This is a genomic window from Phyllobacterium chamaecytisi (assembly GCF_020164455.1).
GTDB classification, from domain to species: domain Bacteria; phylum Pseudomonadota; class Alphaproteobacteria; order Rhizobiales; family Rhizobiaceae; genus Phyllobacterium; species Phyllobacterium chamaecytisi.
This window is the reverse complement of the sequence record NZ_JAIQWW010000030.1, coordinates 1-25,724: the sequence shown is the minus strand read 5'-3', so window position 1 is coordinate 25,724 and position 25,724 is coordinate 1. Positions and strand designations below refer to the sequence as shown.

At 54.2% G+C, this 25,724-nt stretch carries 22 protein-coding genes and 2 pseudogenes; 12 read left to right on the top strand and 12 right to left on the bottom strand.

Annotated features, from left to right (window positions below; all coding sequences use genetic code 11):
• The first annotated feature begins 152 nt into the window (after window positions 1–152).
• Window positions 153–1,088 (top strand): ArdC family protein, encoded by a 936-nt coding sequence (locus LB462_RS28830; RefSeq protein ID WP_224515206.1) that lies wholly within the window; start codon window positions 153–155, stop codon window positions 1,086–1,088.
• Window positions 1,089–1,395: 307 nt separating this feature from the next.
• On the opposite strand, the gene LB462_RS28825 is transcribed toward LB462_RS28830, so the two are convergent.
• The 4 genes and pseudogenes from LB462_RS28825 to LB462_RS28810 form a co-directional block, all read right to left on the bottom strand.
• Window positions 1,396–1,833 (bottom strand): hypothetical protein, encoded by a 438-nt coding sequence (locus LB462_RS28825; RefSeq protein WP_224515204.1) that lies wholly within the window; start codon window positions 1,831–1,833, stop codon window positions 1,396–1,398.
• Between the two features lie 353 nt (window positions 1,834–2,186).
• Window positions 2,187–2,525: pseudogene (locus LB462_RS28820) on the bottom strand (YkvA family protein); the annotation flags it as partial.
• A gap of 210 nt (window positions 2,526–2,735) precedes the next feature.
• Window positions 2,736–3,092 (bottom strand): hypothetical protein, encoded by a 357-nt coding sequence (locus LB462_RS28815; RefSeq protein ID WP_224515193.1) that lies wholly within the window; start codon window positions 3,090–3,092, stop codon window positions 2,736–2,738.
• A 241-nt stretch (window positions 3,093–3,333) separates the two neighbouring features.
• A pseudogene (locus LB462_RS28810) lies at window positions 3,334–3,576 on the bottom strand (RNA polymerase sigma factor); the annotation flags it as partial.
• Window positions 3,577–3,620: 44 nt separating this feature from the next.
• Here LB462_RS28810 and LB462_RS28805 point away from each other — a divergent pair.
• The 7 genes from LB462_RS28805 to LB462_RS28775 all read left to right on the top strand — a co-directional run bounded on the left by LB462_RS28805 (window position 3,621) and on the right by LB462_RS28775 (window position 10,672).
• Complete coding sequence (locus LB462_RS28805) at window positions 3,621–4,022, top strand: autotransporter outer membrane beta-barrel domain-containing protein (RefSeq protein WP_370637335.1); 402 nt, start codon at window positions 3,621–3,623, stop codon at window positions 4,020–4,022.
• A gap of 2,277 nt (window positions 4,023–6,299) precedes the next feature.
• Window positions 6,300–6,491 (top strand): hypothetical protein, encoded by a 192-nt coding sequence (locus LB462_RS28800; RefSeq protein ID WP_224515191.1) that lies wholly within the window; start codon window positions 6,300–6,302, stop codon window positions 6,489–6,491.
• A gap of 871 nt (window positions 6,492–7,362) precedes the next feature.
• Window positions 7,363–7,560 (top strand): hypothetical protein, encoded by a 198-nt coding sequence (locus LB462_RS28795; RefSeq protein ID WP_224515190.1) that lies wholly within the window; start codon window positions 7,363–7,365, stop codon window positions 7,558–7,560.
• Window positions 7,561–9,157: 1,597 nt separating this feature from the next.
• Window positions 9,158–9,463: a DUF982 domain-containing protein gene (locus tag LB462_RS28790; protein WP_224515188.1), complete on the top strand. Its 306-nt coding sequence runs from the start codon at window positions 9,158–9,160 to the stop codon at window positions 9,461–9,463.
• 123 nt (window positions 9,464–9,586) lie between these two features.
• Window positions 9,587–9,844, top strand: a complete 258-nt coding sequence (locus tag LB462_RS28785; protein ID WP_224515187.1) for a DUF982 domain-containing protein — start codon at window positions 9,587–9,589, stop codon at window positions 9,842–9,844.
• A gap of 69 nt (window positions 9,845–9,913) precedes the next feature.
• Window positions 9,914–10,078, top strand: a complete 165-nt coding sequence (locus LB462_RS28780) for a hypothetical protein (protein WP_224515185.1) — start codon at window positions 9,914–9,916, stop codon at window positions 10,076–10,078.
• A 99-nt stretch (window positions 10,079–10,177) separates the two neighbouring features.
• Window positions 10,178–10,672, top strand: a complete 495-nt coding sequence (locus LB462_RS28775; protein WP_224515183.1) for a YciE/YciF ferroxidase family protein — start codon at window positions 10,178–10,180, stop codon at window positions 10,670–10,672.
• 72 nt (window positions 10,673–10,744) lie between these two features.
• Here the strand turns inward: LB462_RS28775 and LB462_RS28770 are convergent, their stop codons facing one another.
• From LB462_RS28770 to LB462_RS28745, 6 genes are all read right to left on the bottom strand, one after another.
• Window positions 10,745–11,158 (bottom strand): low affinity iron permease family protein, encoded by a 414-nt coding sequence (locus LB462_RS28770; protein ID WP_224515181.1) that lies wholly within the window; start codon window positions 11,156–11,158, stop codon window positions 10,745–10,747.
• Between the two features lie 1,812 nt (window positions 11,159–12,970).
• Window positions 12,971–13,261: a hypothetical protein gene (locus LB462_RS28765; protein WP_224515179.1), complete on the bottom strand. Its 291-nt coding sequence runs from the start codon at window positions 13,259–13,261 to the stop codon at window positions 12,971–12,973.
• Window positions 13,246–13,497 carry a hypothetical protein gene (locus tag LB462_RS28760; protein ID WP_224515177.1) on the bottom strand — a complete coding sequence of 84 codons (252 nt, stop codon included), beginning with the start codon at window positions 13,495–13,497 and terminating at the stop codon, window positions 13,246–13,248. Before LB462_RS28760 ends, LB462_RS28765 begins: the two co-directional genes overlap by 16 nt.
• 1,520 nt (window positions 13,498–15,017) lie before the next feature.
• Complete coding sequence (locus LB462_RS28755; protein ID WP_224515175.1) at window positions 15,018–16,331, bottom strand: MFS transporter; 1,314 nt, start codon at window positions 16,329–16,331, stop codon at window positions 15,018–15,020.
• 403 nt (window positions 16,332–16,734) lie between these two features.
• Window positions 16,735–17,835 (bottom strand): helix-turn-helix transcriptional regulator, encoded by a 1,101-nt coding sequence (locus tag LB462_RS28750; protein ID WP_224515174.1) that lies wholly within the window; start codon window positions 17,833–17,835, stop codon window positions 16,735–16,737.
• 206 nt (window positions 17,836–18,041) lie between these two features.
• A complete protein-coding gene (locus tag LB462_RS28745) occupies window positions 18,042–19,553 on the bottom strand; it encodes an alpha/beta hydrolase (RefSeq protein ID WP_224515263.1) in 1,512 nt (503 codons plus the stop codon).
• A gap of 747 nt (window positions 19,554–20,300) precedes the next feature.
• Here LB462_RS28745 and LB462_RS28740 point away from each other — a divergent pair.
• Window positions 20,301–20,564 (top strand): hypothetical protein, encoded by a 264-nt coding sequence (locus tag LB462_RS28740; protein ID WP_224515172.1) that lies wholly within the window; start codon window positions 20,301–20,303, stop codon window positions 20,562–20,564.
• 532 nt (window positions 20,565–21,096) lie between these two features.
• Here the strand turns inward: LB462_RS28740 and LB462_RS28735 are convergent.
• Window positions 21,097–21,522 carry a hypothetical protein gene (locus LB462_RS28735; RefSeq protein WP_224515170.1) on the bottom strand — a complete coding sequence of 142 codons (426 nt, stop codon included), beginning with the start codon at window positions 21,520–21,522 and terminating at the stop codon, window positions 21,097–21,099.
• Window positions 21,523–22,147: 625 nt separating this feature from the next.
• On the opposite strand from LB462_RS28735, the gene LB462_RS28730 reads away from it, so the two are divergent.
• The 3 genes from LB462_RS28730 to LB462_RS28720 all read left to right on the top strand — a co-directional run bounded on the left by LB462_RS28730 (window position 22,148) and on the right by LB462_RS28720 (window position 24,681).
• Window positions 22,148–23,053, top strand: coding sequence for a S1C family serine protease (locus tag LB462_RS28730; RefSeq protein ID WP_224515168.1), 906 nt, complete (start codon window positions 22,148–22,150; stop codon window positions 23,051–23,053).
• A 459-nt stretch (window positions 23,054–23,512) separates the two neighbouring features.
• Complete coding sequence (locus tag LB462_RS28725) at window positions 23,513–24,277, top strand: SDR family oxidoreductase (RefSeq protein ID WP_224515166.1); 765 nt, start codon at window positions 23,513–23,515, stop codon at window positions 24,275–24,277.
• A gap of 161 nt (window positions 24,278–24,438) precedes the next feature.
• On the top strand, window positions 24,439–24,681 hold the full coding sequence (locus tag LB462_RS28720; RefSeq protein WP_224515164.1) for a hypothetical protein: 243 nt from the start codon (window positions 24,439–24,441) through the stop codon (window positions 24,679–24,681).
• Window positions 24,682–25,034: 353 nt separating this feature from the next.
• Here LB462_RS28720 and LB462_RS28715 read toward each other — a convergent pair.
• Window positions 25,035–25,724: GlxA family transcriptional regulator (locus tag LB462_RS28715; protein ID WP_224515162.1), on the bottom strand; the 690-nt coding region annotated here is incomplete at its 5' end.

Sequence of the window (25,724 nt, the reverse complement as noted above, 5' to 3'; positions counted from 1 at the left end):
GGCCAGGCCGTCCTCCACTTCGTTTCGGCCCGTCCGCCAAGGTTCCAACATTCAATCGTGTCTTTCAGCGGGTGCGCCGCCTCCGGCCGCCGCTTCAACGACCGCCGTGACGATCCGCGATGGGCGCGGTTTGCAAGAGTGAGGACAAGACGATGAAGAAGGAAAAAACAACCAGCGAGCAGCACGTAAACGTCTATACGCGTATCACCGATAGGATAATTGCGGCATTGGACGAGGGCGTGCGGCCGTGGGTGCAGCCCTGGAACAGCCGACATCTTGCCGGTCGCGTGTCCCGGCCATTACGCCACAATGGCGAGCCGTATTCGGGCATCAATGTGCTGCTTCTTTGGTCTGAAGCAATGGCACGCGGCTATGCCTCTTCGACGTGGATGACATTTCGTCAGGCGCAGGAACTCGGAGCCTGCGTCAGAAGGGGCGAGACAGGCTCGATGGTCGTCTATGCCAACCGCATCAGCAAAACCGAGACCGATGGGGCGGGAAATGAGATCGAGCGCGATATCCCTTTCTTGAAAGCTTACAGCGTTTTCAACGTTGAACAGATCGAGCGTCTCGGTGACCGATACGCAGACGTGCCTGACGGTGGAATTGCCCAACGGATCGACAGGATCGCACATGCGGATGTCTTTTTTGCGAAGACCGGTGCAACTGTCCGTCACGGCGGCGACAGGGCTTATTATGCACCGGGCCCGGATATTATCCAGATGCCGCCGATTGAAACCTTCCAAGACAGCGAGAGCTATTATGCAACGCTGGCGCACGAAAGCGTGCATTGGGCCGGAGCGAGCCACCGGCTGAACCGCGATCTGTCCAGATATGCAAAAGATCGCACGGAGCGCGCTCGCGAAGAACTGATTGCCGAATTGGGCGCGGCTTTCCTCGCCGCCGATCTCGGTATGGTGCCGGAACTGGAGCCGCGCCCCGACCATGCAAGCTATCTCGCGTCGTGGCTCTCAGTGCTGAAAAATGACAAGCGCTTCATCGTCCAGGCCGCGGCTCAGGCACAGCGATCTGTGACTTTTCTTCATGATCTCCAGACCGTGCCACGACGGGATGCGGCCTGGCGATAAGCTGCTTCGCGGTCCTATTATCTCTCTTTGCCAAGGAATTGCCGATCTCCGTCATCTGGATAAAGGAAGCTCACATCCTGACATCCCCGGATTGTGGATGACAGCCAGTCAAGGGCCGATGGAAAGGCACGCTATGTAGGCGACGCCCCGTAGTCTTATTCATTGCGAAATCGTAGATAAAAATACCATCAAAAGCGCCATGACAGACAAGAGGGCGATCAACGACGAGACGATAACGGCAATTGTCCGGATCCCCTTGCTCTGACGCGCTCTACGCCCATTCCCGTCATATCCTGGTGTTCAACGTTCAACCGCCAACAGTTTCGCCCGTGTCGGTCAGCGGTCGTTCGGCAATCGTTATCCACCAATAATGAAATTCATTCTTCTTATTGTCGTTCCATGCACACCATCTGTCTTGAGCGGGCTCCTCCTCATAATGGTCGAAACCAGTGATGAAGCTTTCGATGGCAGCGACACATTCTTCACGCGTAGCGTAGATCGGCAGCAGAGGTTCATCCCACAGGATGTCCCCAAATGTCGTTTGAACCCCATGCTTGATCCTGAGCATCGTCGAAGCCCTGCCGTGTTTATGGAAATGAGGCTCAACGGTACCATGCCAAGGGCTGGTATTTCCGTCGAGCCTCCGTCCGGTGGGCACCAGACTTGGGTATTTAAATCTAAACAAACGGGGTCGGGCAAGGACTTTACCACCGGGTCCATGAAATTTGTTGCTGATATCGTGCAACAGCGCCTCTCCCTCCTTCGGGAGCAGTTTATTGTGGTGTAAATCGGCGCGTTGACGATCGCGGCTCCGTGTTCAAGGGCGGTCGCGTTTTCGACCGACAAATGAACGGGAGGCGCCTATGGTTACGAAACTTGCAGAGTTAAAATTGTCGAAGGGGCTTCTCATCGAGCTCACCCAATGCGGTTATGAAACCGCGGAAGATTTAGCCGATAAGCCAGCCGCAGAGGCGCTTTGCATCCCTTAAATGCGTGGTGCCCACTTTCGCAAGGCTGCGCCCGCTTTGGGCCGCCATCTGGGCAAATGGAATGAACATCCATCGGCATTGGCCTTACATCAGCACTCATAACCGCGGCACCGACGCGGCTGACGGGACGCCCTACACTGGAAGCAGCCGTTGCCCGAAACTCTGTCATTAGGACTGGGGGAACCATGCGAACCGCCGCCATAATGCCCAACGGGACGATGATAACGTCATCAAGATAGCCTAAGACCGGGATGAAATCGGGTATCAGATCAATCGGAGAGAGCGCATAAGCGGCTACACATCCAGCGGTAAGTTTTGCATACCATGGCACCCTTGGATCGCGTGCCGCGATCCAAAGCGCAACTACATCCCGTTTGATGGACCGGGCCCAGGCTTTTGCTTTATCAAGGGCTCTCCTCACGTCATAGTTTGAGCCCTCGCTAGACATCCCTTTCCTTCATCCATTTGCGCAATTCGGTCTCAAGCGGCCGCAGCACGTTGGAAGCATCGCCAGGTTGGTGTTCTCGGCAAGGGCAATTATGACAGCGAGAACCGATTCCTTGGTACATCCGGAGCGCGAGCATTCAGTCTTAGACTGCCCGCTGGCAGTCAGCGAAGCGGTCGGGGTCGTTTCTTGTGCGCGTCGGGACGGGAATTTTCATGAGCCGTCGCCTGTAAAGTGCTCATTGTTATAGGGCGGTTCGCCGAAGTCCTTAGCGCTGTACAGCGCGATCATTTGCCCTTCGCCTTCGTCGGGTACGCCCGTGAAGAGAAATACCTCACCAAGTTCAGGATGATGACCGTGGACGCCATTGAACGGGAACTCGTCGGGATCGGGAGATTCGTGAACGGTGACGTCGTCAACAGAGTCGCCCTTCACATGAATAACGATTTCTGCAGAACCTGAAAGCTCCTCCGTATCCGTCAACGCCTCCCTGACCTCAAATTCAAACTCCGGATCCCATCCTTCATTTCCAATGAAATCCTTCTCGCGGAACCTGACTTTCCAGGGCATGGATCAATCCTCCGATCAGAGCAGTAGCGGTTGTTCATCCTCTGCTTTTGCTTGTAGCAAAACAATCAGTCCATTGTCGGGCAGGGGCTTTTGCTACTGCAGCGCCTCTTCGGCCGGCGCATTCATCCATCCGCACCGAGGAGCCTTTGGTAAAGTGCGTTTCGCAAACCTTGCGGCTTCGCAAGTTATAAAGCATCCGCTGATCCGGGCGGATATGGATGCGCTAGACGTCGGGTGAAAGTTAGGCAACAAGATATATTGGAAAGCCGATCCGATCCCTGATTGTAGCGATCAGTCGCTCGCAGCGCCGACCGGCAAACGGGGAATGCATCAAGCAATACCGAACCGATCTGCGCGTCCAGTTGTTGACGCACAAGGTGCCTAGCACGGTGAAGCCGCGTCTTCACAGTTTCGGGCCGGCAAGCAGGTTGGCAGTCTTCTCGATACTCAGACCCTCAATCACCCGAGCGACGAAGACGATCCGGCAAGCGGATCATCGTCGACGAGAACTGGTCGATCACGCCGCAAGTGCAGCTGGCCTATTCCAATATCGATTTTGACGACTTCACCGATCCCTTCGGCGCGGACGTTTCGCTCGACAAGAGCGACAGCCTGAAGGGTCGCCTCGGCATCTCCGCCGACTACCAGAATGCATGGCAGGACAGTTCGGGCAGGATGGCACGCAGCAATGTCTACGGGATCGCCAACCTCTATCACGAATTCCTCGATGGTTCGGAAGTTGACCTTGCCGGCGTCAATTTCGCCAATGAAAGCGATCGCACCTGGGGCGGCGTCGGCGCTGGCGGGTCGTATAGCTGGGCCGATGACAAATACGCGCTCTATGGCGAGGTGTCCCTGAATACCAGCCTCAGCGACTTTGCCGACAGTTACAGCGTCAATGGCACGACGGGTTTCAAGGTGACGTTCTAACCACTCGCAAGCGTCTGATCTCCCGACCTGCCGTTTACGCACGACCAAAGCGGTCGGGTTGCTGATAGGTGGTGAGCCTGGGACGTCTGCGCTGGTATGGTTAGTTAAACACAGAAGCCCGATCTGCCAGCAGCGAAAAAACTGGTAGATCGGGCCCAAGTTTGCTGACGCGTGAAAAAGAAGCAATCCGCTCTTCGTCAGCATTTCATCGCCCAACGTGGGGGCAAGGCGTGGAACCGCGTCTCGAAAGATGTTCTTCGATTGCGGAATGCCGCGGCCTTACTCCTATCAACTGTCGTGATGATCGGAGTGAGGTCGCTTCCGCTTGGGTCCCGTAAAAAAGCTAGGGAAACGCCTGAGTCGGGTAAATAAATACATTGATCTAATTTCGCTCACCATCTCGTGAACGGGCACCAATTCGGCGGGCGGAGCGAGACTCGACGCGCTGGTAGGATCAAATAAGCCCCCGATATCCTATTTTGGTAGTTGCGCAAAAGCATTCACCCTGCTGTATTTCCGTGAAATAGCGCATCATCCGGTGCCGTAATTTGCTGCTAAAGCGTACATGTTCAAACCACGTGAAAGCAGATCAGCTGGACTGGTCATCTTTCGGTCCGCTCCTTGACTCGCAAAAGTGAGGCCCGCCGCCGGGTATCCCAAGGGGTGGGTGGATTGCGACGAGCCTCTGTCAGGAGCGTCTACGTTCCCCGACAAGCCTTGAACCGGCCCCGGGCGCAATTGTTCCGACACTGTGCGTTACTGCACGGAGGTCCACGCGGAGACGCGAGGCTCAGATCTTTCGGTGCACATCAACGTCCGTGCCTCTTCGAAGAAACGTCCTCCTGCTCTCCGATCGAGTGAAACTGTTCGTGGCGTGTGGAAGTTCCCGCAAAGAACGCTTGCCTCATTGCGTCCTTGTGGAACTCATCCTTTGGCTGCCGACGCTCAGGGTTAGCGTCTCTTGGATTTGGATTCAGCATCAAGACGAGCTTTGCGAAGGCGATCTGTCTTCTCTTTAACTCGCTTCCGCTCTTCTTCCGCATCTCTTTTGGCAATGTCGGTGGCGTTGTCGAGCTTAACTTCAGATGACGACCGCTTGAAATTTGGAGATTCACCTAATGGGAGGGGCCTTTTTGCACTGCTTATTTTAGGCATAATTGCATCTCCGTAAGTAAGAACCTGAAGCCGCTCCATGTTGGCGCGGCGACGGGCGGCTTCAGCTTGCCCTGGCCGAGCGCCTTAAATTCAACCTATAACTGATGATTATGTTCCACGAATGATGTCTTAGGATTCAGCCCGACTTCTTTTGATCAACTGCGGTTATAGCAATGCGCTTGGCATCGCGCATTCCCGGGTCGAACAACTTCATGATTGTCCACCCCAGCCGGTCTTAGTTTGGGTGCGATCGATCCCGAGTATCGCTGCTGCTCTTTCGTATGCACGTGACATCGTCGCGCAATCGACGCGCGGAGAGGAGATTTCGGCCAGCAATTAACGCGCTGGGTTTCAACGAACTATGTATGAGAAAAATGTTTCTCCCACGGGGTAAAAATCCACGGTGGACGCAAATGGTTACGACCTGCGCCGAGGCTTAGCCTTGTGCACTGAAAGACTTGCCCGTTGGTGGTCCACGCTCCGGCTCGTCCACATACTTGCCAGCCTCCTTCGCCGCCTGAAGCCAAAGCGGCGGCGCCTGGTGAAAGGTTTTCCTTCAGCCGTCTTCAACTGGCCAGTCGCTCTGGATTTGCTCTGCGGCTTGAAGGGCCGATGTGACCACGCGCCTTCTACTACGCTGGCTGGTCATGATGCGCACTTCTTTGAAGGTTTTTTCGTCCATCAGAGCCAAACGGGAACCAGCAGAGTCAGTTCTGCAGGGCGGGGTAGCTAGTATTTACTAGATAAGCGTTGCTACCTACGCCCTGCGCAGTATCTGACCATCCTTCATCTCGAAGACACCATCTTGGCCCCTTGGCTGTCAAAATCGCGCGATAGTTCTCCGGTAGCCAATGAATTGTCCGCATGACGAGCAATGTATCGGTGTGACACCGCCCACATCATCAGGGATCTTGAGGTATATCATACTGCAAGTTTTACAGTCCAGTTCATGGTCCAAGCGTTGCTTTGAAAATGCCCCGTGGCGTCGGCCCAAAGCCGAACCACTATTACATTCTGCGTCGCCAAACTTGTCGAGCCAAACTTTGCGATGCGGGGCTGCGCACCGAATTGTGCGGAACCTACGGCAAGGAAGCTGGTTAAGATCGAGGAAGAGGGTGACATATGAATGGTGAAGATGAAAAGCCAAAGCCGCGTCACGTCGTTAGGCACCTTAAGCGGCTGGACTACGGCGAGGCCCTTCGTTCGTATCACAAACCTTTACCCAATGACGAGGGGTTTGAAGAGTTGCTGCAGCGCTTGGACGAGGCCGAAAAACGGATAAATACGCGAGATGATCCATCAGCGGGGCGTTGAATGTTCGCCATGTTGTGCTTGGTTCGAGCAGGCCGAGGCAATCGCTGGAAAAAAGTTATTCAGACAAAGAAAGCCGGAAGACGAAGCACTCACGGTTCAGGGGGGACTGAGGATGTGAGTGCAGTTTCGGACGCTTCCGGCTAGTTCCTGAGCCAGCAATTTGATTGAGGGCGAAACTGCCGGTCAGCTAAGTACATGGTACACCTGTTTTGCAGCCTGAAGCTCCGATCACAGATATTTGTACCGGCAAAAAAGAGGCCGGGCGACACAACACCGTGGGAGGCGTGTAGTCAGCACCGGCCTTGGGGTGCTGCCGCAAGGAGAGTTGGGGTCACCTCATCCAGGGCAGCAAGGAAGTGTCACCCACGCTCCCGGCTGGGTCCAATCACACTTCTTTGCAAGCTTGAATACTCGACATAAAAAAGGGAGGACAGAGCCACATCTCGCCCCCGTTTCCTCCCTCAAGATGGCTGGTTGTGAAAACCAGCATGCCATCACAACCTGCGCTGGAAACTTACACCCGTTTTGGTTTTCTGTATTTTTTTAATTTTGTCTGCGCAATGGCTGTTTCCATCATATCCACTAGCGCCGCGAGTTTGGCGGTGACCGGGGGAGTAGGCGAAACCACTATACTTCCGCATCGCCTTTATGCTCGCTGCAATACCATTATTGAGCGATCGCGCCGAGTGACACACAATCGATAATCGGGGGCTCGCCGCGAGGTATTGAGGCAATCAGCGCCAAGATTAGAATGGGGAGCGTAATCCAAAGAAGATCGTAGGCCGCGGCTGTCACAGGACTTTCTCCCTTCATCAATGACGATAGGGAACCCTTCGGCGCAGGAGATGTTCCTTGGTCAAAGGAGATCACCATGACTGAACGTAAAAAATCACCGGAAAGCGATGCCAAAGGCCAATTCGCAAAGACGCAGCATGGGGGCGACAATGATGGCGTTTCCAGCGCAAATCCGCGTGTTCTATCTGGCAAGAAGAACGGCGATGCAACATTCAAGTCGGATGCGAAAGAGAATGAAAAGGACCGCCGAGCTCCTGGCAAGTCCAAGCATTAGGGACAAATTGGCTGCCTAACCGTTGGGGTATTTAATTCAGGCATTTCCGGTTAACCGATATCTTGGAAGTTCCCCACCTGCCGAATACACAATACTAAAAGCAGGTCGAGTTGCTGATGGAAATGGGGACCATAAGCTGCTTGAGCCTGCGCCTGTATGATTAACAAAAAGTGAGGCCCGATATCGTGGTAACCGTCCGACACCGAGCCTCTTGCTGAAGAGTGCCAAGCCCCCTCAACCAGCTAACAACACGAGGCGAGCGGGAATGTTCCCCAGAAATAAGAGCGTCAATTTCCAGCCTTCAATTACTCCAGCTCGAAAACCTCGGCATGGTCAGCGACCTCACCATCCCCTTGAATGATGCGTGGCGCAGCTTACCGTGGAGGGTCGAGAGGGTCTGCATCTTTGGGTGCCCACCTAAAGGTTGGCGTCTCTTGGATTTAGCTTCAGCATCAAGACGCTTTGCGAAGGCGCTCTGCGCTTTAACTCGCTTCCGCTCTTCTTCGGCAGCTCTTTTGGCAATGTCGGTGGCGTTGTCGAGCTTAACTTCAGGTACCCGGCGGACTGTCTCGGCAAATAAGCAGCTACGAGGATTAAAATTGTTCGTCTATAGTCCGCCGCTGGACCAATGTTGTCCGCGCACGAAGAAAGCTCGCCAAATCCCTTTCAGCTATCAGCAAGTTCTCAGAATCCCGTGAACGAGCTGAGCCTCAAGTCGGATGATTCTTCCATCTGCGATGTAGTAAACCGCCTCACAGCTCGCTTGACCGCGCAGCTGGCGTTCCACCTCGCACCAGCGACCAATGTAGCCACTGCATAAGTTGCAGAAGATTTGATCGTTTGCCGACACAGGATCAGGCACTCGCATATTTGTGGTGCCGCACTCGGAACACTCAAGCGGGTCACGGGGCGGATGAGATACCGCTATGTAGTCGGCCATGCGAAGAATGTTCATCCCAAATTCCTCCCATTAGTACTGCCCGCAAGAATACCGCGCCGAACAACGCTACCTACTTCCGCACTTCGAGCACTCTAGCTTGCTGTCGGACGCCAAGCATTATGAATTGCTGGGCCTTGCGGAGCTTCGTAGCGCGGCAATGTCGCTGATCAACAGCTCCTGATTGACAGCGGCCGATGCAATTGCGTCCGGGTCCACCAATCCCCTGTCGAAGAAAATCATGACGCGCCTTGCTAGACGATCTGTATGTACGTGATCTTTGGAGCGATTGAGTTTTTTTGACGCTCTAAGAAGCGCAGTCTCCATGATATTCCAGTCATCGCTGGAATAAAATAACGTCCTCATTTTACGGGGCATAGTTTCCTCCCGCTTTGGTGTTTGGCGGGAGCACTTATCATCTCTCAATCACTGGCGTGCTATCAGGTGGCCAGAAACATGGTTAGTAAAAAACTCTTCGAAACTGGCGTCAATACTATGTCTACTTGCGGACAATTAGCGCCGCCGTGGTTGCTTTTGTATTACGAACGGACTTAAGCCGTAATTGCAAGGATGCTTGAAGACGTCGCGTTCTTGCCGCAAATAGTTCGGAACCTTTATCTCGGTTTGCAGTTTCCGCGCAAACAAGCAAAGGAGCTTCGAATGTTCAAACCCCTAAGAGTACGTATACCGGAAAGTGCAACACCCATACGCATCGCGTCATTGCCCGAGGCAACCGAATTTATCCTTCTGAAATGGCCGCCCCATCAAAGTCCCATTCTCCAGGACGCACGACAAAAATGCCTGGATGCTGTCTCCGGTAAGCTGCCGGTCGAAATAGCTCGGACAGCGTTCATCGTCGCAGCCAAGGAAGTCGGTATATATGCTCGGCGCTCGCGACTGAAGAAGATAGTCGCGGTCATAGCTCCCAACCTAGCGTTAGCTGCCGAGCCCACCGAACTGGTTTAATCGGCAAGCATGGTTTGACATAACGCAAACGCTGGCCTCGGTTTTGACAGCAGATCATAGACTCTACCTCATGTTCGCCTCCAATGGACCGCAACCTTTCTCAGCCTTTTGTGTTCGGCGAAAATGGATAAGCTCAAGTTTGAAAATGTTTTCGTTATAGGTCCGCGCTTTCACGAGCGCAGAAAGTTGGCCCCTGTACCTGCAGCGCTGGCCTTCATGTTGAAACATCGGCCAAGGGATACGGGAGCGAAGAAAGAAACGGCTCTTACGGAACTGCGGCGCGCAATTTCTGGAGATGCCTCGGTGGCAGATGCAAGAGCGGCCTTTGTACCTGCTGCCGATGAAGCGGGAATTTTGGCTCCTACGGTTGCTTCCGAGTGAGCCGCTTTTTTACCTTGTGCAACAACAAACGTAGGATGTTATTTTTGCTTGCGAAACCGAGCGATAGCCATGCATGACAAAAACGGTAAATCCAAGGATCACAACAATTCCAAAGAGCGGTGGCGGCGGAACGAGTTACGCGAAGCGCTGCAAACGCACTATAAAACCGTCCCGACGGATGATCGCTTCCGGGATATGCTGCAACGCCTGGATCAAAAAGAGGGGGAGCAATAGGACAACTGACTGACATCACGTTTTTGCCGAAACTTGGAACTCTTTTTACTTGCTGTCGTTGTCGCGTTGATTGCAATCAAGCAATAGAGGGACACTGACATGGTTGAGAAAACACTCGAAACGCTCTTTCATGAAACACTGAAAGATATGTACTACGCCGAACGGAAAATCCTGAAAGCTTTGCCGAAGATGGAAAGGGCTGCCGCCCACCCGGACCTAAAAGCGGCCTTTGAAAAGCATCGCATGGAAACCGAAGTTCAGGTTGAGCGTCTGCAGCAGGTCTTCGAAATTTTCGGTAAGCGAGCACAGGGCAAAACCTGCGATGCTATCGAGGGAATAATCGCTGAAGCCGAACAAATAATGGACGACTTCAAGGGGCAACCTGCCATTGACGCTGGACTTGCATCTTCCGCACAGGCCGTCGAACATTACGAAATAGCCCGCTATGGCACCTTGGCTCGTTGGGCCGGCGACCTTGGTCTGAAGGATGCGAAGGCACTCCTTGTGGCTACATTGAACGAGGAAGAAGCGACCGACAAGGCTCTGACTACGCTTGCTGAAGCAAGTCTCAATCCATCAGCGAAGGCGGCCTAAACATCAAAGGAAATTCTTCCGCGGCGGCCGAGCTGGGCCGCCGTATTGCACCCACCACTCGATTTTATCGGATTAAGTTGCGGGCTTTGCGTGCTTGCGCGCGACGTTCTTCGCGACTTTGGCTTGTGCCGCCTCGGCTTGTTTCGCTGCTGCTTCGCATTGGTCGTGGAAAGCCTCGACCTCTGTTTGCGTGAGTTTCTCGATCCCTACGAATTTATTCAAACCGGCTCCAGAGCGAATTAGCTCATCCAGCTTGGCTTGGATGGCCGCCCCGTCGCGATTCTGCGTGTTTTGAATAAGGAAAACCATCAAAAATGTGATGATCGTCGTCGAGGTGTTTATGATCAGCTGCCACGTTTCAGAGAAACCAAAAAAAGGGCCACTTACGGCCCAAATCAGCACCAAGCTCACACCGACGACAAAGACGGTCGGTTTGCCTGCTGCTGTTGCTACCGCGGTGGCGGCTCTATTGAACCATTTTTCCATTCACAACCTCGTCGCCTTTCTGCTCGCTGCAAAACCATTCCTGCCCACCGACCAGCCACCATCATGCAGATGGCCGTTAAGACGTGAAGGCAAAATGAAACCAGAGAAGCGCTAACAACGGCGACGGCAGCCACGATAGCCTGCCAATCATAAGATAAAAGCGTTGAAGCCAACATGGAACCAGAGCACCCATTTAGGATTGAATCGTCGTGAGCAACGTGGTCAATGATGGAAAGTTCCGATGCTGCTGCTGGATTTCGCTGAAACACAAGAGCGCGCTCTGAAGCGTAACCCAGTCCTAAATTAATTGAGCTGAGGCGGAACTATTGTCGCGGACTATGATTAGGTCATATCCGGCACGGTTCTCCGGTGAACCCAATGAGCCGACTAACGCCTGGCTCTTTCGTGGCGCTGGAATCGAAAGTCCGTCAGTCATGGAGTTTGTTTGGAAGCCGATCCATTTCGATGACAGACAAAGACCGGATGACATCCTCGCGATAGCATCTGTTATAGTCATCGGCCGCGTCTGCCGCCTATCCAGCGGCCCTCAACGTGGTGATTGGTATTTCAACTTTCAGCTCGGCCGGACGCCGTTTAGAACACGGGCAATGAACGGAGTTGTTCCAAAACGCAAAACGGCCCAACGGCAAGTACTCGACACGTTCGAGGAATATTTGGAGACACCGTCTGACTTGGGCGGAGGGAGACCAGTCGGAGTCGGATCAGGGCGGCCATGACGCCGAAATGAGTTTGAACTTTTGCCGTTTTTTGCCGCCCATTATTGCACCCGTTTGTTGATTTAAAAGGCAATCTGTCGGCCTGTCACGTCGGAGGTCTAGGGGTTTAGCTCGTGGAATCTGCGCCATTGGACGCGGTCACGGCAGGCTAAAGCCGTCTCCTGGTTGGCTTCCACGATGTCGGGAGCCCTTCCATTGGGATAGATGGTTACGAGATTGTACATCAGCCCAGTATTAGTACCGTTGGCGTCCTTGGAGTTCCCTGGACGCAGAGATGCCGGCCAGCTATCAGGAGTCACATAGACGGCAGAGATTCCTGCATCGCGAACGCTGAACGAATCAACCCAGCGCGACCGGATGACCCCAACGACGATTTGAACCTCTTCCGCGGTGGCCCAGTGCGCTACAACTGGCCCGGGTTGTTTTTTAGCGAGTGCCGGCGCTGCAATGCAAGCTGCAGTCAATGCGATGAGAAGTTTGCATTTCCTTTGTATCTGGTGGCCTTTGCTACCTAACGAGAAACGCCTAATATGTCGATGACGGCGAGCATGAATCCACTACAGATCACGACGGCAGGTTGACCAGAATCCGGCACACTTGGACCAGTTTGAACTGCTCGTCGGGCTTGTCTTTGTTTTTCGAACAAAGCTTGATTGTTCCAGATGCTATAAACTCAGCCCACGTTGAAAACAGCATGACACGAAGAACCGAACAATGGCCGTGCCTGGGTGGCCAGAGGTGAAGGCTACACCGTGCAGGTTGTTCGACGGTCAACTGCCCCAGCGCCGAACTATCGCCAACGGTACTATTCCGAATATCAGATAGACCCCGCTCACAATGAATAGTGCGACAAATCGCTTTCGCACCTGTCTCGAACATTGCAAAATCCCGCTGAGTCGTGCCAGAACATCTTATCGCGCGCAAGAGGCATGCCAACGGTCGGCACGTTGGGCCACATTTTGTTCCACATTTCGCGCCACAAACCATAGGCAACGGCGGGAAAAAAGACAGCAAAAACAATAACCATCCTTACCCTTGGAGCTACCCGTCAGTACCATATCCAGGTCAAAGCTTTCTAGCGCGGCTTGGTGGGCTGCCAGCCAAGACGTCTCTCCCTCCACACACCGGTAAGCAATTTTTCGATTTCCTCCGCGCTATGCTGCTGGAAGCGACCAGCCAGCGTTACCGCCAAGGCGTAACGGTCTATCCGGGCCGGCCGCATCTCCTCGGCCCTGTCGGCTTGCCGGTTGATTTCGCGCATGAGTTCCTCGTCGTCATCCATCATGATAGTCCCGCCTTCTCGCCTATATTCCCATCGACCGTTTGTTTTCCACGGCAGCCCCGGAGCGCCTACCATCGCAGCCATGAACCGTCTGCTTTGCCCGTGTCGTCCGTGGCCTCGATCATATCCACAAGCGCACGCTTCACCTCCGGCTCGGTCCAACCAGCTTCAATGGCCTCCACAATCAATTCTTTAAGGGCTTCAACCCGCCGTTCATTTTTTTCCGCAACGGCCGTAAAGCGCTCTTGCAAGGCCCGCTCGCAGTCAAGCCAGCGTTTAGGGTGTATAGCAGGAAGTACAGGTCCCTTAATCTGAGCCATAGGTCTCTCCAATCCAAGGCCAGGATGCACATGACTGCCAACAACGTCAGCATGGCGTCTCAAGTTGCATCCGATGACCGGCCGGAGTGGATCGCCGCGAGCAGCTGACCGCATCTTACGAATAGAGCAGCCATATATATTAAGGGTGAGTTTCAACTTTTGCCGCTTTTACGGCACGTTACTACACGCGGAAATTTGAAACGTTTGTTGATTTAAAAGGGCATCCTATCGGCCTGTCACACCGGACGTTTAGTTACGGAACTGTGGAGCAAAAACCACTAGATTTCAGGATGACGTAGCCTCGACGAATTTACGGACGGAGTTACAGTTACGTACTTGCGCGCTTCGATTATTCCATTGCGGCTTCCACCGACGCCGCGAATAGACGACGGATGGATAGCTGCAAGCCGACAGGACCTTCCGCGGCTTATTTTACGAAACAAAGATGACGATGAGTACGGCTTTTACGCCAATGTGGAGACACAGGCAGCCGGTTTCTACGATTGGAGAGTTGTCCTCTTGCAATTGCGATCGGCGGGCGGCTGAGCATGAAATTGCGTCACATCGTTACGCATAAAACACACTCCTTTTTAGGTACCCAACCCGCCTTCACATACGCACAACAACGATAGCAGGCCGGTGTCGACACAGTGGGCGCTGTGGTCAGCACTCAAAGCGTGCTCTTGTACGGTTAAAAAAGGTGAGGTACAGGCGCCTAAATGGCTTGATAACTGAGACAGCAAAGCCCGATCTACCGGAAAACGCAAATAGCCGACAGACCTTCTGCTGACATTGGGGGCATCCCAGCGCCGCCACCATACCGATCATCTCAAAAAAGAAAATAACTGAATAGAGCGGCGTGTGCGCGGCACTGCGCTCGCTGCTGTAGTGAGCCGCCCGACCAGGCTGAAACGCTAACCAGCCGGTCGGGCGCTTTTGCCTGAATCGTCATGAAAGGGTCAAGTGGCGGCAGGCTCAAGGTCAGCTATCGTGAGTTCACTGACCTGCTTTCAACGACAGGACTGGTCCATTAAGTTCCCCTCGGTCCACCCAGCAAAGCCCGATCCGCCGTAAACGCAAGAACCGGCAGATCGGGCCGTTCAGCCTGTGTGAAAAAGAAGTGGAGTTCTTTGTCAGGCTCTGCCGACGCGGGGTGTCGGCACTCGGAAGTTTTTTCAGAAAAATGGCAACAAAAAGGAAATGACCAGTTGTCTCATAGACGGCTGGCGCTCTGTGCTGCGCAAAGCGTGATCAATGCGCCTGATGCTTGATCAAGCAGTTACAGCGTCACTTGTTTGGGCTGAACAGAATGAGGTTCAATTTGTTTACATCAGAGCTGCCCAATAAAGTCTCCGCTTTGGCAGCTTCAGGGTCAGTATCGCTTCCTTCGAAACGGCACTGATCGAGAGCTACGCCTGAGGCTAGGTAACCTCGGTGCCGACGGTCTCAATGAGTGGCGTCAAATTCCAGACTTCTAGTCTCCCGTCTTGAAAGTTGGAATTGACGCGGGAGGTGTCGATTCAACGTGTCGGTGCTAGTTCGTCTGACGTTCCTACCTCTGTGGCAGACGGAACGCCCAGAAGTAAGACAACGCTAACGAAGCATAGACAAGCCAAGACATAGAACCCAGCATCACCATTGCCAGTCAATCGATCCGTGTAAGCTTTGACCTGCGGCGACAAGAAGCTGCCAAGATTGCCAAGAGAAACTATGAATGCAATCCCACTGGCGGCACCCGTGCCAGATAGATATCGCGTTGGTAAGCTCCAAAAGACAGGTTGTGACGCGGTCAGACCCGGAACGGCAATACAGCTCGCGATCACGATAACCAACAGGCTCGTGGTCATGCCAATTGCTGCAAGAGCGAGTGTGCCAGCGGTGATCATGGCAATGCAGACAAGGCGATGATTGTCGTTTTTGTCGGCATAGACCGTGAAGGCCCGGGTAGCAACGACAGCGCACAGCCACGGAACAGCCAAAAGGATGCCGACCATAAAGTCGACGTCGGTTCCTGCCGCCTGCGCAATCCGCGATGGGAGATAAAAAGTTAGCGGACCCGTTCCCATTTGGATGAAGAAATAAATACCGATGAAGATGAGCACACGAGGATCCTTAAGCACGCCCAGAGCCGTGTGGCTGACTGCGCGCAATTTAATAGTTTCTTCGCTCTCCAAGGCTGCCGTCAGTACTCGTTTCTCTTCGGAACTGAGCCACTTCGCTTCACTCGGTTTGCTGTCGAGGTAGAAGAGGGCAACGATGCCTACAATGGTTGCAGCGACCCCCTCTACAACAAACATCCATTGCCAATTGCTTAAACCCAGAATGCCGTGGTGTGTCAGCAACCAGCCGGACAGCGGACTTCCAATGACAAGCGAAAGCGGAACGCCAAGGTAAAAGAGCCCTGTCGCACGCGCACGTTGTTTGGCTGGAAACCAGTATGTGAGGTAAAGCAGAACACCTGGATAAAAACCCGCCTCGCATACGCCCAGAAGAAAGCGCAACACGTAAAGCTGCGTAGGCGTGTGCGCGAACATCATGGCGGCCGACACAAGACCCCACGAGATCATGATGCGGCTTAACCAAAGCCGTGCACCTACACGGTGGAGGATAAGGTTACTGGGAACCTCAAACAATGCGTAGCCAATAAAGAAAATGCCGGCCCCCAATGCGTAGGCCGCATCACTGATGCCAGTTTCGGCCTGATAAGCATTTTTGGCAAAACCAATGTTAGCCCGGTCGAGAAAGGCGAGAATAAGCATCAGTGCAAGGAAAGGGAGCAGCCTGCGCGTCGCTTTCGCGACGGCGCTGGCAAGCGCGCGCTCGTTTGAATTCATGTATTCGTTCCTCCCTGTGGCCGAACCGTTCGTCTAACAACGATCCGCTCAATAATCACAGGTAAATGAAACATTCACGTACGAAAAGTCAAGGTGGCCCTGGAACGACATCGGGTTTCCTGTCCAAAAAGGCGCTATCTCAAGCCATCTGTTGGGGTGGGCAGGCTAGCTTGTTAAAGAACCCAACTATTCCATGCGGCTAGCGCCGCCGCACTGTCCTGCTGCAGGGCGCGACTATCCGCACCCGCGCAACAAGGGGCATTGGCTGGGCAAACCGTTCAAGCCGCTGGAATACGCCCAGGACAGCGACATCACCAAAGAGATCGTGGATACCCAGCTTGCCCTTCGCGTCGGTGGGACTTGATCGAGTGCACCGCGCGCCGCTGAGCACCGCCCGCAGCCATCAAAGTAGTGGATGGCCAGCCATTCTCGCAAGCAGCGCGACCAATTCCGCCTGCCGATGCGTGTCGGTTTTGTAGAAAACGGCCTTCAGCTGGCACCTTGCGGTTTCGTAGCAGATTCCCAAGTGATCCGCGGCGACCTTCAGCTCTTCGCCTGATGTAATACGGCGCGCCAGCATCGCCTCGGCGGGTGTCATCCCGAAGCAGGCCTGCAACGCGGTCGCCGGGGATTGGGGATGGATGTCCGGATCGATAAAGACGACAACAACTTGATAGGATGCGAAGGGGTTTGAGGTATTTCCTCCGAGACGCGACGGGTAAGCAAGCAAAGGTCTGCCTTGAAGGCGCGGCAACGGTATAGGGCTTAACATTGCTGGCGGGTTCGGATTCCGCAACATAGTATGCAACGCGCGCCTGAGCGCGTTCGTCGCCTCCCTGTCGATGCATGCCAATTGGCGGCCCGTAACCAGAAGATCTCGGCCGAACATCCTTTCTGCAGGTTCATTCGCCAGGATGACGGCAGCGTTCCTGTCAAGCATGACTGCAGGCGTACCGCTTGTGCTGAAAGCATCCAGCGCACCTTCGGCATGCGCGAAGCTCAGCATTTTCGCGAGCGCTGCCGCAGAGCTCAGCTGTCTGGAGAAGCCGGCAAAACTTTGCAACTCGGATGGCGAAAAAGGGCCCTGCTGGATCGACCTTTGGATGGACAAGATCCAGAGGTCATCGCCCGCGGCAACCTTCACACCCGCAAACCACCTAAGACCGAAAGGAGCGAGAAATTCCTGATAATATGGACGCCTGTCAATTTGCTCGGAAGAGAGAACGTCTAGATCGCTGACCACCCCTTTGCGTTTCATTAGCGGCACCAAGTTGTACCGATCATCCCGGTCGATCCAGCCATCGCGGACGTAAACCTCGAATGATGGGCCCATCTCGCGACTGCGCGGCATGCACGGCAACGGCCCCTTTGCGTCGAACAGCATCGAGCCAAAGCTACCAGTAGCGGTCGCGACCACATCCATTGCGGCATCCCAGCCAGCAGGATCGGTCGCCGCTGCGATTATGGCATTGCCAACCGCCTCGAGATCAAAAGCTGTACGCATCTCCTTCCCCCAGTCCCGACTTTACATTAGCGGACTGGAAACTTCGAGTCCTCCGAGTTGGAGTGAGCCTAGTCAATACGATTACAGTTCGTGACCCAATCGGACATGCGACCAACTCTTGTTTGAGGTTCGCTCGCCGCAATGCAGGCAGACGTCAGCCGGCTCGGGTCCCAAGGATATATGTGGGTATTATCCTCGCGGAGAAATTACGGACCCGACACCAAGTGATTCCTCGGCAAGGGGGAGACGGCCGAAGCTTCCAACGCCGGCGACGAATCCTCAGGACCCAAAAAATGTGGTCCTTCTATCTCGGCTAGACAGGGTGTCGTGATTGGAGCTTTCGGGTTGTTCAAAAAATCTGAGATTACCTCCCCGCCGCAAGGTGTCGTGTCGACTACATCGTGACCTATGCCACGGAATACCACAAGCTGGCTGCTTCCGGTATTCCCCGCGACGTATTTCGCCCATTTTGATGGTGTCGCTGGGTCATATTCTCCGGACAACAGCAGGACCGGAACCTGATTTGCCTTCAGCGATTTGTGAGTTTTGACGGGTTTTGCCGACGGCCAGAGCGGGCAAGCCCACGTATAAATATTGTCCGCTGCCCAGTGGTCGAAGAGCGGGAATTTTACGGCTGGCGCAGAGGGAGGAACGCTGTCATTGCACACAATGGAAAGATGCATCCCATCCGCAAAATCGGATTTATCGTCCCCGGACAGATCGTCACCAAGTATTTCGACGAGCATCCTGTAATCCTGCTCGTTTGTATCCTTGATCAACTGCGGCAGCACCTCGATCGCACCCCGGTCATAGAACCCGTCGAACATCAGCTCAAGAAAATCGTCACCCGACACCCGCATGAAGCGGGCCGATCCTTCGACTTCCCCTAACCGAAGCAACACGGGCTGGGCATTGAGTTGCCGCACTATCCAGCCGATCATCGTCATCAGATTTGGAAAATTTTTGGAACAGCCCGAGTGCTTGCTGCAATCCTTTTCGAGCGTTCTTAGTGCGCTGTCGAGACTGTTGGAACCCTGGTCAACATATCCCACATCAAGGGGAAGCGTTGAATCGAGGACCACCGCGATTACGTCTTCGGGATGATCTTCCAGCACCTGCAGGGCGAGTTTCGTTCCGTACGAAATGCCGTACAACACCCATTTTTCGATGCCAAGCGCGATGCGCAAATCGTGGATGTCGGCCGCGTTTTCGATTGTGTTGTAGGCCGTGAGGTCGATGCCCTTTTTTAACAACGCATCGCGGCACGCCGTAACATCGCGTTTCTGCGCCAAGTCAAACTTAACCACTTCATCGACCTTGGAGACGACCTCGCTCCATACCGACGGTGTGTAGTGCGCTGAGCAATCCAACGAGGGTTCCGCGCGGCCGACACCCCGCTGATCCACCACGACGAGCTGTCTGCCGCGCAACCATGGGCCGTTGTCGATGAAACTCAACCACTGGGCAATATCTTCTTCGTTGTCGATCATGGCCATTTGACCAGGTCCCCCGGTCAGGTAAACAATCGGCTCGTGCCGCGTTCGATCAGGCTCGAAAATAACCACTGGCAGCTTGATCTGTCGACTGGTTGTCTTGCTGCGATTCTCGGGGACGGTGAGGTACCCGCATTTTAGATCGCGATCTCGCGGTAGGTCGAACCAACATGTCGACTGTTCGAATTTCCCTTCGGCAAAAGCAGATCCGGCCAGACCTCCCATGGTCAACAAGAAGATCAGTAGAATGCGGATTGAATTTGCAGAGCTCAGTCGCAAACACCGTCCAAACCGGATCGCAAGCATGACATTTGTCCCCCTGCTGGTGGTCGGTTCTCGTCCAACCCGCGCAGCGGATCCAATGTAGAATGATTATTCTGCATGGCATCACCCGTTTGGGTGAAGTTTTGGTTTACCAATGCTTGTATATATACTGTTCAAGATCGGTTTGTGGAAGAATCGAAACTATATCGTCAGGTTTACTCCCGCAGTCTTCGCGGATTAATATTTGGATTACCTCATATACATACTTCGTACTATTAGGAAATATCAATTTCCAGCGGACCGTTATTCCAATCGGCTGCTGCGAAGAGTTCTTTTTTTGGGAGATCGGCAATGTCTGCATCACGTCGTCTTTTCCTATCCGCGCTTAGCGCCGGGCTGCTCTATGCAGCAGGCATCACTATGACTGCCGCTAAAGGCGGTGGCGGTGGCAGTGGAGGCGGAGGTGGCGGCGGCGGGGGAGGCAATGGTGGAGGGGGAGGCGGAAAAGGCGGCGGGGGCAATGGTGGAGGTGGAAAGGGTGGCGGGGGGAAAGGTGGAAGTGGGAAAGGAGGAAGCGGTAGCGGGAAAAATGGCAACCACGGCGACTCCGGGGCTAGCGGATCCAACCGTCTTCCTTGCTCGAAAACCGCTGGTTCCGGCACAGCCGGATGCTAGTTCATTATAGAATTGCAAATTATAGAGGGGGTTATGAAAAAGTACCTGATCGCCGCGGTGCCCTTGGCAGCCGTTTTTCTGGTCACCAGCGCGCAGGCGAGCTCCGAAAAAAAACGCACTCTTGCCGCGTGTACTGCTGCGCTTGCGAAACAAAACCTCAAGCCCGCATCCGCCGCTCCGACTATGACCTTCAACAGGAAGGGTAATCGGGTGTCGGTCAAGGGCAAGGTCACGGGGGGTGCCACTTTCATCTGTAATACACTCGAAAACGCGGTAGTCAGTCTCAAAGTCCAGTGAAACCGCACGGGGTCCCGCTGTGCAGCTATCGATGCGCCATTATGCTTGTCATTTTACTTTCGAATCCCGCCTTGAATCGGCAGAACGACTCTGCTCGGGGTATCTTTTTCGGTGTGCATACCATTTTATGCCTATGTCATTCGACTGCCATAGGCTCTGATACACAGTGAGGTAGTGGTTCGCGATTCCAGTCACGCGGCAAGCATTCAGAATACCCATCGTTGACGAGGCGGCAACTCGCTAGTCGGCGCTTTTGCCGTCCAAGGAGAAGTGGTCGGTGTGGTCCTCCAGGACTCCGTTTGATACGTCTGGATGCCTGCACAGCGGCGCTCCGCCTTTTCAACACCGAGCCTGGGGCAGAGAATTAAAGTCCATCCAACACCAGATCGCGTCGAGGCTGAGCATGAAGGGCACAGAGCGATCTCTTTAACGGTGGCATCCGCAAGCCACTTGGGTATCCCCTATGAAATGGCTTCGAGCTGACCCATGCATCGATATAGTCCGAACCCGCTGATCTCAGAACTCTCGTCAGTCATCTTGTTTGGTCGAAGTTTGCCGTCATACTGTACCATCCGGGTACGTAGGTATCGGTGTGTGAACACGCTCGAGCAATATCAGGATGTTGGTTTACCCACTTCTTCAAGGCGGTCCACGCTGGGCTCTCTGTAAAGGTCCGGGCACGCCGCCAGCCAGCAATGGGAATGCCGAATTCCTGTGAGACAATGTCAACATCATCATCTGCAAATCGCGACAGTACTATGCGTGGCCCACGGTCCTTGCAGATAGCATAATAGTGTTGGTTATCCAGTTTCAAAATTTCGAGCGCACTGCCAAGCGGAATGTCGTGATCACAAGCTCGATTTTCCAGCATTCTCAGATGCGGGCCATCGACGCAGATGATCCCTATGAATGTTCGGCTGCAAATGTCAGTTCGATAAAATTCACGTCTGTCCGTCATCTTGTTCTCGTACGGTTTTTTGCAGGAACAACGCAGGCACGCTCTGACGAAGAATTCATGCACGCACAGAGGTGCAATATAACATTGATAGCAGTTTGCTATAAGGGATAGTAAATGGAAAAGAAAAAGACATGCTTCGTTTTGCAGAACGAAGCTATAGACATCGTCTATACCTGTTGGCGAGCATGGAATTTATCCTCCATTCGCCGTTGTGGCATCAATCTAACCTGCGCGGCATAGCCTGCAAATGTAATTCGATGGTTTTGCATGCACATCACCCGACTGGGGGTGACCGCTCATCGATCCGATATAGAGTTGAGTGCACTTTTTTCGCGACGGCCCGTTTCCGCTTTGGATTAGGAAACCCGGGAAGTGTTTCCTGCAGGAGTCATTCAGTCCCCTCCCAAACGGTCTCCACGAATGGTGAGCTTTCCGATTGCACACGCATGGCCGGGATAAACGCCAGACTGCAGAGCAGGGCGTGAATAAACCGCGAGCGCAGTGTGGAGACATGTCTATGTTCTAGGTCTTGTGTTTGGCCGTTGGTCCTCACACCTATAGAAGACGATAAGTTGTCCCGCTCGGCTCGTCGCGGCCTTTACCGGGCCTTGCCAGGATTGAAATCATGACTATCGATACGGCTTTGCAGTCAATCATAACTGTCCGCTCCTCAATTCCCGATGACGCGTTTACAGCGGCTACGCTAGGTACCTTGAGAGAGGGCAGCGGCGTGGTCATTCGGGAGGACGGGCTGGTGCTCACGATCGGCTATCTGATTACAGAAGCTGAGGAGGTTTGGCTGACGCGCCATGACGGGCAAGTTATTCCCGGTCATGCGCTGACGTATGATCAAGAAACGGGATTTGGCCTCGTGCAGGCGATTGGGCCTCTCGGCGTGCCTGCGGTGGACTTCGGCGATGCCGCCCAAGCCAACGTAGGAGATCCCGTTGTGCTTGCGGACGGGATCGGTCAGTTCGTCCGAGCGAATATCGTCGCCAAGCAGGAGTTTGCTGGCTATTGGGAGTACGTACTGGATGAGGCGATCTTCATTGCGCCGGCTCATCCTTCCTGGGGAGGGGCTGCACTGGTTGACGGGGATGGCAAACTCCTGGGCATCGGCTCGCTTCACTTGCAAATGAGCAAAAATGGAGAGCTTGCGGACATCAATATGATCGTACCGATCAATTTGTTGCCACCGATCCTGGATGATCTACTCAAGCGCGGCCGAGTGAACAAGCCGCCGCGGCCCTGGCTCGGGACGTTCTCCGCCGAGAGCAGCGGCAAGGTCGTGGTTATGAGTGTCGCGCCGGGGGGGCCGGCGGCTCAGGCGGGCCTGCGTCAGGGCGACGTTATCTCGGAAATCCGAGGCGAGGAGGTGGATGGGCTCGGTGATTTTTACCGGAAGGTGTGGACGAGTGGCCCCGCTGGCGTTGAGATTCCCATGAGGGTTCTGCGTAACGGGCGTGAGGCATGGTTGCGCGTGAAGTCAGCAGATCGCAACAGCTTTCTTAGAAAACCGCCCTTGCAGTGAGGCAGAGTTTCGCAACAATCGACCGCTATTGGCGCGAAGTGAACGTTAGTGAAGGTGTGCCCGTAGAGCATGTATTCGCGCATACAGATTACTCCTGTCGCATCGTGAGCCTCGGCCGTGTTTCTTCCGCACGTTTGGCATTCTCGCCAAGCGCTTCCCCTAGTGTTACTAGATTGGAGGCTACGGACGAAGGGCGGAGGATATTGCGTAGTGCTAGTCCAGGGAAAGGAAAACGATTCTATGTAGCATAACTCGTTGCCCGACCCCTTATGTTAACGGCCGTGCGCATGCCTTGTCGTGCGTCGGGACGACAAGGCGAAGCGGTCATTCAATACGTTGAAATCCGACTTTTGAGACAGAGCTCGTTAGATCACCGACGCGACTTTTTTTCGTGTAGATTATGGTGATGTTCGGGGGAGCTATGGCCGAAGGCGGGATTCTGACGAAGGGAAGAGATCGATGGAATTGTTCGACCTTAAAGGACAAGTGGCGATGGTCACGGGTTCGGGCAGCGGCATTGGCCAGGCTATTGCGATTGGTTTGGCGGAGGCTGGAGCCGACGTAGCCTGCTTCGGCCATCTCTCAAACGGCGGTTTGAACGGAACGGCGGACAAAATTCGCTCTCTTGGCCGGCGAGCCTTAACGCTCGAAGGCACCGTAACCTCTGCCGCGGACCTAAAGAGAGCGATCGATCTGATAGAGAACGAACTTGGCTCTTTGACGGTTGCCGTCAACAACGCAGGTATTGGTGCTGGCGGCGATGCCGAGACGCTTCCACTGGAGAACTGGCAACGGGTCTACGACGTAAATGTAACAGGTGTTTTTTTGTCCTGCCAGGCGCAAGCACGCGTAATGCTTCCCCGAAAGAGAGGCTCCATCATTAACATTGCTTCAATGTCAGGCTCGATAGTCAATCGTGATTTGAAACAAGCCGACTACAACTCGTCCAAGGCCGCGGTTATCCACCTGTCAAAAAGCCTGGCAATGGAATGGATTGATCGAGGCATCCGGGTCAATTCGATCAGCCCGGGCTACACGCTGACACCCATGAATCGTCGAGCTGAAGTCGCTGATCAGGTGAAAATATTCGAACGGGACACTCCCATGGGCCGCCTGGCCTTCCCCGAAGAAATGGTCGGGCCGGCCGTATTCCTTTCAAGCGGTGCTTCGTCATTCGTAACTGGCATCGATCTCGTCGTGGATGGCGGTTTTATGTGTTGGTAGCCGCCCGCAAAGGGACCATCAGGTGGGCACGCGAACTGTTCGAGCCAACATTGACGCCAGCCCAAGTGAGTATTTCAATGTTCGGATCGCTTGGTCTATCAACGGCGCACTAGCGATTGAGAGCCGTACGCGCTCCAGCCATTGATGTTGGAGGATGTGTCATGTCTCTGCATCTTTTTGAAAAACTCACCTACAGCGAAGACGATTGGGACATTATGCAGGACGCCCACCTTAAGGTGTGCGAGTTTCTCGGCCACGACCCGGTTTTCTATAAAAATGCGGACCGCTTGGCGCGCACCATAATGAATCTCTTCGATGGCGGCGCGCGTGATTTTCAGATCATCGCTTCGATAGCGGCCCATCGGGAAGCCATGTTGGACCGTCAATTAGCCACGTATCATTGATTGTCGCAAAACATGTATGATTGCCAAATCTTCGAAAGGTTTGGTGGCTGGTCATGACTTTGACGAAACTGCAGCATTTCTGGATCTTGGGCCTCGAATGCGATCCTCTGTTTGATCGACACTATACACCACGTGGCAGACTGAGCTTTCCTGTGAGCGCCACGGATGGACCGAGTATATTCAAAGCGGGCCAACAAGCTGGAAGTGGCAAATCACTGGGGCCGGGAAACGGGCTCTAGAAACTCACAACGCCCGGCGGTGAGGCTGACGGGCCCCTTCGAGCTTCGCCGAACCCGTAACCGAAAAGGCCTAATAACGGAAATAACCCCGAATTATTGGTTCGGGATCTCTTGCTAATTTTGCTTCAGTGCCTGACGTAAGGCACCAAACCGCAGACGATAACGCGCCGGGGTCAAACCCGTCTTTCGGCGGAACAGGCGGCCGAAAAAGCTCGTATCCTCATAGCCAGCCTCGTTGGCGATGGCTTCGATAGGCAGATCGGTGGCCTCCAGCATTTGCTTGGCTTCCTCGAGCCGTAGTGCGTGCACATAGTCGAGGGGTTTCATGCCCGTTGCTTTTGTGAAGCGGCGGATGAATGAGCGTTCCGGCAGACCATAACGTGTTGCCATCGCGGCCACCGGGGCGTGGGTTTTGTAGTTCATTGCCAGCCATTCCTGGCAACCGTTGATGACAGCATCGGTTGTCTGCCGGAAGGTCGTCAGTGATGCAAATGGCTGTTGCCCCATGTCATGCCACTGCAGCATGTAGACCTTGGCGACCTCCATGGCCTCCTTCAGACCGACAAACCGCGCGATCAGGTAAAGTGCTAGATCCTGCCAGCTCGATCCGCCTCCCGCCATGACGATGCGCTGCGCCTCGCCGCTCAACACGAGGGACCGATCCAGTCTGACGCGCACCCCCGCATAGTTATTGGTCAGCGTCTTCACATAACCCCAGTGAATGGTGGCGTCACAATTGGTGAGTAGTCCGGCCTCGCCGAGCAGCACCGCGCCCGAACAGGCGCTGGCCATCATTGCACCATG